Raw genomic sequence first — 13,035 nt, forward strand, 5'->3', positions numbered from 1 at the left:
CTCATAGACACTGCTTTTATTGAGGCCGAAACACTTGGCATATTCCGTTGGATAAATCACAATTTTTCCTGGGTTAGGCTTTTTTGAATTTACTTTAGACAGCGCTAGATTTATTAATCGCTGCTCATTAATATCGAGCGAATAACCCGCATGTAGTAATTTATTAGCGAAAACAATTTTTGGAGAATTTTTACTGCTCATCTCTCTACCTCATTTCTAATTGATGGTGTTATGCTAACCGCGACCCAACCAATAAAAGAAATTTCGGTAAGTTTTTTGGTAAATAAAATTTTTATTTATTCACGGTAAAGGTGTCCCCCTAAACCGTATAAATTGCCTACTCATTTCGTATAAAGTGCCACAATAAACATATAAATTGCCCACCAAACACTTAAATATTTCATTTCATTACACAAGCTTATGACCCTCTAAAAGTATTAAAATAGAAAAAGATAAAATAAAGGCTCATTTGGCACTTTTATAGATTTATTAATTCATTTCTGGCGGTTAAAAAAATAAATTAATTATTTTTTATTTTTTTGACCACGCCACTATGATTTGTAATGAGGCTACTGAGTGAACTAACTGACTTACTGAAATACGCAAAAGGGAGGTAGACGTATCTACCTCCCCTTTGCATTTGACCTATGCGCCCTGCCAAACATGATTACAATGACTGCGCTTTTGAGCCACCGTAACGAAATCCTGTATTTGCGCAGGACCTCCTCCCAGGTTTGATACTCAGTAACTGAGTAAAATGCCCTATTAAACGCTATTGCAGTTAGGGCAACGAATCAGCAAATAATGATTCACGGCATATTTTGGGAGACATGATCAGGCTGTTACTTTTTAATTTGAAAATAACCATTATGACCTAGTTCAACTGCTAATTATTTCCAATTTCACACTAAGCAAAAACATCATCTTCAAAGTCGCACGGCAGCTCCACACGCTCTACAGGGTCGCTAATTAGAGCATGCATAATCTCGTAGGTGAGTTTTCGCATAGCATACTGGTTGAGCGCTCTATTTGCTGTAATTTCAGGGCCAATAACCTCCCACAGCTCATCTAAATTCGCATTATCACTGCGTAATTCTAATAAGTTTATCTGATGGTCATTAGCGGAGATTACTCGGCTAAATGTTTGTAATAAATTTAAAAAATCCAATGTTGATACATATCTATTTTGCATGTTCATAACTATCCTTGTGTGGTTTGTTATCAAAATCGATAACTCATTATTAGGTAATAATCATGCATGGGAATTTAAATCTATTTACGAAAAAATTATAAAAAAAAGCGAACAAATGTTCGCTTAGGGGGTTATGCATTGTCGATAATATCGACCCAATCACTCTCTGCTGCTGCAAAAAATGTAGTTGGCGTTTGCATAAATATTTGCTGAAACTCCTCAGAGAAAAACTCACAAAACTGCGTTATTTGCTCTATGTAGATAAGTAAAAAAAGCGTCATGTCTTGTCCTTCTAAATATCTATTCTCAAAACTCGGATTTTTTTCCAACATACTATTTGAAATACTAATTCCAAGTACATTTCCAACGCTATCTCTATGTAGATAGATGTAATTATTGAAATTTAACTCCAAACTTTGTTCGTCAACTACATCTGCTAGCAATAAAATTGTAGAGCAGTCATCCCAAGGCGATTTACTGGCTCGAACATATTGGCGAATAAATTGAGATTTAGTGTTTTTCATGATTTGTCCTCGTTAATTGTCCTGAAATTAACTAGGGCCATGCGATGGGTAAAATGAAGAGTTGCGTTTTTGTTGGCTAAATTTGCAAAAATAATAAAAATCATTAAGGTTAATATGACTCTACAACCTCGAGAATGAACAATATGACTGATTTTATTTGGATAATACCAGCGATAGTACTGACGTTAATTGTTATAAAAATTATACTGAGACACTATAAAGAAGGTTAAATTTATGGTCTTTCTAGCCTTTACTTGAACAGCGCCATTCACTCAAATTGAGAATTCCCAAAATATTTATAAGTTACTGATTTATAATTAAATACAGCGCCCTATTGAAATTTATTATCGTAATTACGATCTAAAAATAATTATGTTTTTTTATTAGGTAAATTTCAAACACAACGAAAAATTGTTTTAAGCGTCTATTAAAGTAAGTGCTTTGAAGTGATAATTTGGCTATCTATTATACGAAACCTAATCAGGTTTACTTCGAGGTAGAGTTTATTTAAGCCGACGCTTTCCAGAGTATCTACATCGCATCTTTATTTTTCATTACATAAAGAACTTGTATTAATGGCCATTTATTGCCGTGGATTTCTGCACCCAATAATTATCGGCGGTCTGCTCTGTGCCATTTCCGGACGTTCGTAACTTTTAAATAAGGGGCGCAGGCACGTGGGGCATAATGGCGAAGCCGCCCTGCGTGTATGCGTCCCAGCCCGCGAAGCGGGCGAACTTGATTTTTTTGTTATGTGCCAACATAGCCACTGAGACCAATGAGTTCAAAAAGAGTTTTCTCTAGAGCTTCTAGTTCTTGCTCCCGATCAAAACCTTTGCAACCATGATAGTGATGCACTGTTTTCATATTGCCTGCAAATTGTATAGATAACACTGTGCTTGGATGATCGGTCCATTCTTCTCTACAAGGGTTTTCTTCTCCTTCTCCGGTCCATCCATAGTCATCGCGGAATTTATAAAAGCTGTTCTCATCGAGAAGTCGCAGAATTTTTTGAAAAAGTTCAGGATTATCGGGAAGTCGATATGTCCCCTCTAATTCAGTATGAGCATCCCCGCTATAAACAATTACGCCATCAGAAAAGACGTTAACTCTATAAGCTGGGCATGTGCCAAAACAAGCAGTAGTTTCCATGCTAAAAACATCTGTTGGACTAGGATTAGCCAGTAATCCGGTAGATATAAAGGACAATAAAAAAATAACGTATTTCATAGTTTCATCCTTAGCACATAACACTTACCATAAACGGTTTGTGCGCTCTTCCGCAAATCCGGTTGATGGTTTTGTTATCCACAAATTTACTTATAAGTAACAGTTTGTTTGAGTTGGTCTAGTAGACTTTTGTCGTCTGTTCGCTGAAGCCACATTGACGATGTTTCGACTGCTATGCCGTTTGAGTGTGTTATCAATGATGCTTTTACATCACTCTTTAATGCGTATTGAGTATCTCCCGAAGAAGAATAATCTAGTAACAAAACGAGCTCAAACTGAATAGTATCGGTTCCACAATCTAGTAACATTGTTCTGCCGAGAGAAGTAGACCAAACAATATTTTTAGTTTCAATTTTACAAGAGAGTCCTCTTTCATCGTCGCCTATATCAGAGTCGTATAGAAAAACACCCTCTGTTGTTCGCAAATCTAGAAATTGATATGACAGTCCTTTAACCTCTTTATTTTTATAACGTTCAATCCCCTCATAAACGCCCTTCCAATCTGCAGCATTTGCTCCAAATGAGAGAAAAACAAAAAAAATTGTGAGTAACCTCATAACTCTCCTTTGTGGATAACAACTTTATCAGAGGACACTTTCCCTTTTTTAGCGCGAAAACGTCCTTATTTTATGAGTTTGTATTAATAGCAAAAAGCATAAGTTATTGCTAGCTATATATATTCTGCTTTATGAAACTTATATAAATATGTAAAAAGAGGAAAGTGTCCTCTTATTCTTACTAAGTTAAAAACAACTCACCTGATCGACCGCTTCTCGCTCTAAGCCGCCTCCCATATAAATAGTAGATATGGAAATGCGTTCCACATTGTGGAAACAGGGTTATCAATACATAATTCTGGCTAAATACACCAGAAATATGTATTCATTGATGAATCCTCCGATTAATACACCATAAATATGTAATTTAAAGCTATGAACTTTACATAATTATGGTACTAAAACTAAAAACACCATTATTTTGTACTCTATATTCATACAAGACTTAGTTCAAAGGCTTAACAACCATATTGAGATAACATAATTATGGTGTTTTTCATGAAATGACTAATATTAGCTACTAACAAATGGTGTTCAATAATCTTAGATAACATAATAGTGGTATAAAAACACCATTATTATGTTATTTATAAAAACAAAAAAATGACAAGCCATTTAAATATAAGCACTTTAATAGACAATTAATTTTATTGATTACATAAAGCTGGTAAAAAATACCAGTTTTATGTAAAACAATCGATTCGAATACACAAAACTGGTGTTGTTGACCAGTATTGTGTATTTTAAGTTTATTGATTACAGCTTTCTGGTGTGCAAGTGGAAAAAAAACTAAACCCAAACCCAATTTCTCGTTCAAATTTACCTAAACATATAAAACAAGGGCATAAACTTGTATTCAGCCGCAAGGACTTGTCGCAAAGAGAAGCGGATTTATTTGCACTGATGATGGCTCAGATGAAAGATTCCGATTGGGAAAAAAGCACACCACAGTATACATATACAGCAAGCCAGCTATCAGAATGGCTGAATATCAGCTCTAAGCATGTTGGCAGTATTTTATCTCCTGCTGCTGAACGACTGGCAAGCTACAAAATAGGTATAAAAGTAGAGGGGACCTCTGGCGACTTTGAATTTGATTACAAACCTCTATTTAAAAATATTAAGTATAAACGAGGCGTGTTAACAATGGTGCCTAACGACATGCTTGAAAGTGAATATATTGAATATAAACAAGGGTTTGCATTAATAACAACAAGAACATATTTAGATATAAAACAAGAATACGCAAAAAGATTGTACGAAATTTTAAGCCGATTTAAGAAAGACGGTTATGAAATGCATTACATTGCAATTGATGAGCTGAAAGGGCTCTTTGGTTTACTCGATGAAAGTGGGCGGCTGAAAAAAAATAAAAGCTCCTTTAAAAACAACGGCGTATTCATGAAACGGTGCGTTAGAGATAGCATAGAAATCTTACGTGGACACCCTATTGCTCGTAAAGAATTTTTATTTCTAGAAAGCGAAAATAACGATATTGGTTATGAATTAAAAACACAAGGTAAGAAAATTTCTGAAATAAAATTTCTTATTAGATGGCTAAATAAAGGTACTACTGAAGAATTAAATACTCATGATGCGCTAAATACAGTGAAAGAACTAATTTCTAAGCAATTAATTCAAAAGGAAAAGCTATCTCCTGCAGAACTAACGCAGCTAATGTTTGCTTATCGCTATCTTGGCCAGGATGATGAGGCGGATAAAGTTGAAAAAGCTCTAAATAGAAGCATGGCTCTAAATAAAAATACAGTAAATGAAAAAGAGAAGCAGCTAAGGGATGAAGTTAATTCTTTAATAGAGTTAACAAAGGATATCGACTACTAAGCACACCATAAATGTGTAATCACAACACCAGTAATGTGATCACTAATACCAGTAATGTGATCACTAATACCATCAATATGATCATCAATACCATTAAAGTGATCTTAAACACCATTAAACTGATCTAAAACAACTTAAAAACCATTATTTTTCAATTAGATAAGGAGTCTATATATTAATAGTCTCTATATTCTTTAATAGAAATAATATAATTTATAGTGTCTGTGTATAAGTGCATAACGTTGAAATACATAGCAATTAGACAAGAAACTAAATATTCCATTTAATGTTTACAAACTAATTAATATGCAGCATTATATGTCAACTTTATAAAATGCTGCATATTTCAAGGTAAGCTGATGGATGACAGAATACTAAAAATAGCCACTAGGGCGAAACTAACCCTGGAGGCATTGTCAGAGAAAATTACTAATTCTCAGATAGAATTTAATGCTGAAAAGTATGAACCTACATACTCAAAGTCTGCAGTCGCAAATTTACCAGAGCTAGCTAAGGCAAAAGTTGATAAGGCTGTAGCTGAGATGGAGCAAAAAGGATATCAATTCCAAAAAAAGCAGGCCGGTTTAAATAATGTTTATAGTATGGGCCATAAAGATATTACTGCGATTTATGAACACAGAGGTGTTCCTAAATACCGTGATAAATTTAAAGAAGCCCATACAATTTTTCTTACAAACCTTAAAGGAGGCGTTGCAAAAACGGTCTCCAGCGTAACTCTCGCTCACGGCCTAAGGTGCACCCCTGCCCTACTTCACCATGATTTAAGAATATTAGTGCTCGACCTAGATCCACAGGCCAGTGCAACAATGTTTATGAAACACGACCTTTCTATTGGCGTTGTAGATGAAACTGTTGCCCAAGCAATGCTACAAAATGTAAGCCGTGAAGAGTTATTGGATGAGTTTGTTAAACCAACTAACGTATCTGGCGTAGATATTATACCTGCCTCTATTGAGGACGCATTTATAGCCTCTCAATTCGAAAAGTTAGCAAATGAGCATTTACCTGGGCAAAATATATATGATGTTCTGCAAGAGAATATAATTAACAAACTAAAGTACGATTATGATTTTATTTTTATTGATTCAGGGCCTCACTTGGATGCATTTTTATTAAACTCATTTGTTGCAGCCGATACATTTTTAATACCAGTCCCCCCTGCTCAGGTTGATTTTCACTCGACATTGAAATTTATGCAAAGACTCCCTGAGCTTTTCGATATGACCGAAACGGCAGGCAGCGAAATTAAACTTAGTTCAATATTCGGATATATGGCTAAGATTGCGAGGAAATCTGATCACGCTGATGCTCAAAGCCTGCTTCGTGAGGTTTGCGGTGCAGATATGCTGGATACGTCTTTACCGTTATCAACAGCATTTGAACGTTGTGGTGAGAGTTTTGGTACTGTTTTTTCAACTAATCCAAAATTTTATCCAGGTGATAGAGATGCGTTGAAAAAAGCGCGTTTAAAGGCAGAAGAATTTACACGTTCAGTATTTGACACAATTACGTTTAATAGAAAAAACAAAGGCTAGACCACTATGAACACAAGAAAAAGAGCCGTGATCGGGCGTAAGGTTACAACTACTAATCTAGATGAGCTTATTACAAAAAATAGTGGAAATAATATAGTTGAACGTTCACCTATTTCGGAACGAGACATCGAATGGGAACGCGTCGAAATTGAAAGCCAGGATGTTTTAAATAAATGTACAAAGTCGATTTATAATAAACGATCTTTTAAAGATTTGTCTTTAGCATCTGTGCTCGATATTTATCATTCGATAAAATCTACAGGTGGTAATACCGAAGCCGTTAGAGCTGAAATTGTTGATGGTAAGTATGAAATCCTAGGCGGTCTGCGCCGTGCTTACACTGTTTCTCTTTTACCAGATACAAAATTAACCCTAATTGTTGCCAAAAATTTAACGGAAGAAGAACGCGCTCATTTCGCCTTAGTAATGGATGAATACTCAGAGCCTAGCTATATGGATAAAGCTCGGTCCATTAGTGAGTTAAAGGATAAACTGGAAAAAAGAAATGGTATGGAGCTAACAGGGACAAAACTTTGCGAAATTTTGGGCATGAAAAAAAGCAACGTGTACTACGCGTTAAGCTTTTCAAATATACCTAACGACATTATAAAACTGTTCCCTGCCCTAAAGTTTATATCTACTCCATTTCTACGAGAATTAGTAAAATACAATAAGGACGGTTATTTAGATCATTTAGCTTCGCATTTTAAAGCAATCGAAACATCATCCCTCACGGGTAAAGAGTCCAAAGAAGAATTATTAGAGATAGACGAATTTTTAGAAAAGGAATCTAAAAAGTTACAACGCGATATTTTAAATAAAATTAAAAATGATAAAACTGAAGGTGAAACTGTTTATAACGGTAAATTTAAAGAGCTTATAAAAAGCAACGTAAGTGGTGTAAAATTTACGACGACAAAAAATGGTGTAAATATTTCTATAGATGAGTCCAAAGTGAGTCCCGATATTTTAGAAATGCTTTTAACCAGCTTTAAATCTTAGTTTTACCAATATAACCTTTATTTAAAAAGCCTATTCCACATTGTGGAATAGGCTTTTTTATTACAAACAAACTACTTATTATCTATAATTTTTTAAACGCATACCTATCACAACCTTCTTACTCATAATTTTAATTGGCTCAAATACACTTGGCCTATAGTTGTAGAGTCATATATTTAATTTACACTAGTTTTCAAACCTGATTAGACTTCCCACAATACGCTAGATACCTATATATTTAAGCTATAAAGAATTACGGAGTGTGGGTATCAAGTTGTAGAGGTCGCTGAATGATTTAGTATTTGCACTAAAACTCTATATTGTTGGCGAAGCCAATTATCAGATAACCTAAACTCTTTCTATCACCCAATGAAAAACTGTGTATCACCATGATTAGTTTTCCATCACAATGACGTGCCATATTTTTGAGCCATCGTAATAGTTTTTATGCGTGGTTAAAAATGCCTTTAAGCGATAGAACGCTTGAGGATAAACACTACATAAAACTCATTAAAGAATTTTATGTAGCCGATGAGGAATGCAGCGTTTAATAGTGTTGCTAAGATCATACGAAAACATAAGCTTAAAGTGTAAATTGGGTATAAGCTTGGCCAAATTAAAGGCGTTAAAGCATCACGGATTGAAGACAACTCTTAGTGCGTCAATTTAACCCGCCTGCGCTAAACAAATCATGGCTGAGCGATATTACCTAAGCACTTACGAAAGTTTTTATATGTGGTAACAGTCATGAATTTATTCTTTCGGCGGATTGTAAGTTAGTCACTGAATATAATATGGATAACTATTTTTATAAATGTACTCTTAATGACTGTATATCAACATTAACCTAAAGCTGAGGTATTGGTGCGTGATCGTGGTAGTTAATGTGGTAACACTATTTAGCTTGCATTAATGAAGAGGTATAAATTTGTGCTACCGGTTAGCCGAGTGTGAAATTGCCATAATAATGCGGTTGCTGAAAGTTTTTACAAAGCTTAAAAAGTGAATAGTTAAGCTTAAGATATACTCGATACGAGAAGATGCGAAAGCTGGGATCTTTAATTTTACACAATTCAAAAGAACGCTATTCACACCTAATAAGTATACTTAAAAGTGGTTTAGGATATCTGTTTATGGGCTATGGATAATAAACGAAATCATTTGATGACCACCCCTTTTATATTGATCACAGTAAGTGCTCTATAACTCGCTAACGACACTTAGAGTATACACATTATGCTGGGGAGTTTTTCTTTCGAAGAATCTTAAATAAGTATCAATATTTTTAAACAGGACGGAGGATTTTTATACCAATTTACAGCACACGTAAGTTTATATTGGGTAAATACAAATATGAAGCTTTAAAATGGAGAGCCTTGTTTTACCCTAGTTCAGCATACACCAGAAATATTAGAAACTTGTCTAAATACGTTTTATAAACAGGTAAATTCGAAATTGCTGTTGCGATGAAATTAAAGGATGCCCAAATAGTGTATGTACTATAAAAGTATCCATTTATTAAAACTTTGCCCATTCATAGTTAGTCAGCAACACGTTATTGATAAGTACTTTCACCTGAAGAGATCTGACTACTGTTTAATTTAGTTCTTATTGGTTGAATCGACATGCCCGTATATTCACACTAAACCATGATGCTTTTGTTATTTTATAATAACGGAGGCATCATGGTTCTGGATATTTTTTTCTGGTAACTATAAATGAAGCCGTACTTTACTCAACTTTCCGGCAAAGTGATGTGATCATATTTAAAATATTTATTACTTATTAATATGATTTAACTCAGCTTCTAATATCAGAAGTTTTCATTTTTCTTCGGATTATTTAGCACATTTAGATTGTTCTGATAATTAGATATCCATGTTGAACAGTACATAATTGTAAATTAGTACTTGTTTACCTTTGCACATTAAACAACTTTAATAAAAATCAACAAGATGAACTATTCGAAGTTCTGTAAACTATAGGAAGTCTGAGTCAAATAAACAAATTTATTAATATATGTATAAGACATAGAATTTGATGTAGTTAGTTTCCACAATGTGGAAACTATTTATTTGAGTGCTTCTAATACTTCATCGTTGAACTTACAAAGCTGCCTAAATAATAAATAGTCCTTAGATAACTGAAAGAGTTTGTTTATTTAACTGACTATTCATCAACACTTAAGCGCCTCTATTTGGGTCTAGGAGCTTCCCTTAGGTATTATACTACTAGACCTTGCATCATTGCCTTTAATACGTTCTAAGCGTTCAGGGGGGCTTGTAGTAGTATTTTATTATAAGAGAGATACTTCGCTTTTAGCAATGTGCAACTAGATGGTTTTACATATGATATATGTATTATAGAAGATTAATATGAATACGTTTTTTAGAAAAATAAATTAAGCAATTTATCTGACTCAGATAGTAAATTACATTATATTAAAAATCTTTATTAGTGTGAGCTAATAAAGTTAGTGGGTTAGGGCGTTATCGAGATATTTTTCATTTTACGAGTATACTTACAGATAAGGTATTTGCAGAGCGCTTTCTCTAGGTAAAGTTTGTCATTATATACACTTGTTAATTTTCTCATTATTAATAGAGTTGTTTGAAAATAGTGTTTGATTATAACTTGCTTGCTCTTAAGGATAATATTAAGGTTAATATGGTTAAGTAATAGGTATAAGGTTAAAGGGTAAGTTATATCGATAACTTATTGAATATAAAAAAGTTTGTTTATATTTGTAGATCAACAAACCTCTATGTATGGATCATGTTTACACTATGTTTTAGATCCGGTTTCCTCTATGTATTCTTTAAAACTATATAGTTACTCACAAGTTACAAACACACTTACCCCCAAATATGTGTTTTAGATCAGATTTCCATTATGTTTGTATTCGATGTTATCCCCATAAGCCAACTTCTTTTGACCTAAAAACATGATGTAGATCTGATCTCCATTATGCTGAGATCATTATTTAACTAGGTAAAATAACGCTTATCCACAAGAATTTTTTAATTTACCCGTTATCAATGTTTTTATTGAGTTTTTCCATAATCATATAAATTTATTACGAAGGTAGGCTTTCATCAACTATTTATAGCTATTTCATTACCGTAGATAGTCAATACAGCATTATGGAGTGAAGTTATTTTGCTTAAATAAATTAGCCTCAGATCACTTTACCTCTATGTAATTTGTTATCAGCCAAATTATCACAGATCAATTTTCCTCTATGCTTAAATTTAGGTCTAGTTAGCAAAAATCATCGATTTATATTTAAACGGTTAAGTTAGGTGATAAATTTGAGGGTTACAAAATCAGCTTAGATCACTTTTCCTCTATGTTAGGTGTTCGATGATAATTAATCCAGATCGATTTTCCTCTATGTTTGATACTCCCATAGAAGTAGTCGTAGCGCACTATGGATATTATTTTATTAGCTTAAGTTTCCTAATATTATTTTTTAAAAGAGTTACAGATCAATATTCCTCTATGTATAAAACTGATTGCGAAAGAGGGAAGGTTAAGCAAGTTAATTCTGAACGCTTGGTATAGGGATGTGCTTGAGTAAAGAGGTTCAGATTTCCTCTATGTTCTTTAATTACATATGAAGTAGATGTCTTAAATTAAACACATCATTGTTTATTGTGTAAGAACCAGTAACAGAAGAAGCTTCAAGTTTCTATTATGCAGTATAGATCAGTTTTCCTCTATGTAAGTGCTATAAATGCTTACTGAATTTAACAAGTAGACCTCTGAAACTTGGAATTAAAAAGTAGCTTACAAATATAAAAACATATATTGATAACTTATAAACTCATTTTGTTAAATTGCATTTAGATTTTTATTACACTCAGATCAATTTTCCTCTATGTTTCATAGTTGCCGTAATCTATGGGTTATGAGAACCTAGGGGATAAATATAATAATAAGCAGGGTTTTGCTTAATGGCTACAAAGTACATTTCGTTGAGTAATCTTCCTGATACTATTAAAAACGAAATTAAGACAATTCAAAATGCAAATCAAGTCGAGCAATTGTCACTTTTCATTGATAATCAAAGTACGTTGTCGGGCTTTGAAAACTCTATTTCAAACACTTTTAATGCGTATGACTTGTGGTCTCGTTTTATACGTAATCAGCGTAAACTGGTAAAAATTAGTGAAGCGCCTAATCGCGTTGTTGTGTCACGAAGTATTTCTGATAAGTTAGAAGGGGTTACGTATGAAGGTAAACTGGAAATAGCCCCTGCGCTGATTGTGGGAAAAGACGAAGATTATTTTGCTTGGCCCTCTGATAGAGAAGAAAAAGTGGAAAGGGCACTTATTCGTTTAGCTAGCCAAGGTAAAATAGCAAAAATCTCCGGAAAAATGGGCGATAGATATGCGGTATACTTTTCTATTAAAGAAATAGCTAACGAGCTCAAGTCTGTTAATCAAACCCTTTCATTTGCAGAAATAAAGCAAGCACTTCAAATACTCAAGGGCAGTGAACTCAACTTTAAATACCAAGTGACCAATCAAGCCGGAGAGCAGCATTATAGTGAGTCTAAAATGAACTATTTAAGCTCTATTCATTTTAGTGGTCAGCAAGGGAAATCAACGGTTAAATGTCTTGCTGTTTTAAATGAGTTTATGTCGCAGCAGATAGAGTCTATTGGTTATAGAGGATTTTATTTTAATCGTGCTCAATCGTTTAAAAGAACTTTATCCAGATGGCTAACCTTGAGGCTTTATCATATGTTTCGCTATGCAAGTGTTGGCAAAACGCATCACTTTTTACTAAAAAAAACCATGATAAAGTTTGGCTCCATCGACAATGAAGATATAAATAAATCACGACTTACAGCTATTCGTCGAGATATGGCTAATACGATGAAGGACCTGATTGAGGCCGATATTTTAGATAGCTATGAAATCGATAATATAAAGGATGATGAAGGTAATATTGTTGACTATAAATACGAGCTTTGCCCCTCAGATTCATTCTGTGCTGAAATCTTATCCTTGAATAAGCACAATAAAAAAATAACGGAAAAAGCCAAGGTACTAGATGAGCAAGAGCTCCAAGCAAATTTTACTGAGTCTTAAAAGTAAGCTTTTTTATCGTGATACTCACTCTCA

General features: G+C 33.8%; 9 protein-coding genes. 4 read left to right on the top strand and 5 right to left on the bottom strand.

What is annotated here, in order from left to right; genetic code table 11:
* From R0J88_RS11435 to R0J88_RS11455, 5 genes are all read right to left on the bottom strand, one after another.
* A partial coding sequence (locus R0J88_RS11435; RefSeq protein ID WP_410899943.1) for a replication initiation protein occupies nucleotides 1-201 on the bottom strand: 201 nt, incomplete at its 3' end.
* 706 nt (nucleotides 202-907) lie between these two features.
* Nucleotides 908-1,198, bottom strand: a complete 291-nt coding sequence (locus R0J88_RS11440) for a hypothetical protein (protein WP_410899944.1) — start codon at nucleotides 1,196-1,198, stop codon at nucleotides 908-910.
* Nucleotides 1,199-1,323: 125 nt separating this feature from the next.
* Entirely contained in the window at nucleotides 1,324-1,716 is a 393-nt protein-coding gene (locus R0J88_RS11445; protein WP_410899945.1) for a hypothetical protein, read from the bottom strand.
* 750 nt (nucleotides 1,717-2,466) lie between these two features.
* Entirely contained in the window at nucleotides 2,467-2,946 is a 480-nt protein-coding gene (locus R0J88_RS11450; protein ID WP_305401881.1) for a DUF6438 domain-containing protein, read from the bottom strand.
* Between the two features lie 86 nt (nucleotides 2,947-3,032).
* Nucleotides 3,033-3,503 (bottom strand): hypothetical protein, encoded by a 471-nt coding sequence (locus tag R0J88_RS11455; RefSeq protein WP_410899946.1) that lies wholly within the window; start codon nucleotides 3,501-3,503, stop codon nucleotides 3,033-3,035.
* A 777-nt stretch (nucleotides 3,504-4,280) separates the two neighbouring features.
* Here R0J88_RS11455 and R0J88_RS11460 point away from each other — a divergent pair.
* The 4 genes from R0J88_RS11460 to R0J88_RS11475 all read left to right on the top strand — a co-directional run bounded on the left by R0J88_RS11460 (nucleotide 4,281) and on the right by R0J88_RS11475 (nucleotide 13,002).
* Nucleotides 4,281-5,345, top strand: a complete 1,065-nt coding sequence (locus tag R0J88_RS11460; RefSeq protein WP_273606471.1) for a replication initiation protein — start codon at nucleotides 4,281-4,283, stop codon at nucleotides 5,343-5,345.
* A 359-nt stretch (nucleotides 5,346-5,704) separates the two neighbouring features.
* On the top strand, nucleotides 5,705-6,901 hold the full coding sequence (locus R0J88_RS11465; protein ID WP_410899947.1) for an AAA family ATPase: 1,197 nt from the start codon (nucleotides 5,705-5,707) through the stop codon (nucleotides 6,899-6,901).
* Between the two features lie 6 nt (nucleotides 6,902-6,907).
* On the top strand, nucleotides 6,908-7,903 hold the full coding sequence (locus R0J88_RS11470) for a hypothetical protein (protein ID WP_410899948.1): 996 nt from the start codon (nucleotides 6,908-6,910) through the stop codon (nucleotides 7,901-7,903).
* Nucleotides 7,904-11,859: 3,956 nt separating this feature from the next.
* Nucleotides 11,860-13,002 carry a replication protein A gene (locus tag R0J88_RS11475; protein WP_410899949.1) on the top strand — a complete coding sequence of 381 codons (1,143 nt, stop codon included), beginning with the start codon at nucleotides 11,860-11,862 and terminating at the stop codon, nucleotides 13,000-13,002.
* Nucleotides 13,003-13,035: the final 33 nt, after the last annotated feature.

This window comes from Pseudoalteromonas sp. SIMBA_162 (assembly GCF_046535955.1).
Classification (GTDB): domain Bacteria; phylum Pseudomonadota; class Gammaproteobacteria; order Enterobacterales; family Alteromonadaceae; genus Pseudoalteromonas; species Pseudoalteromonas marina.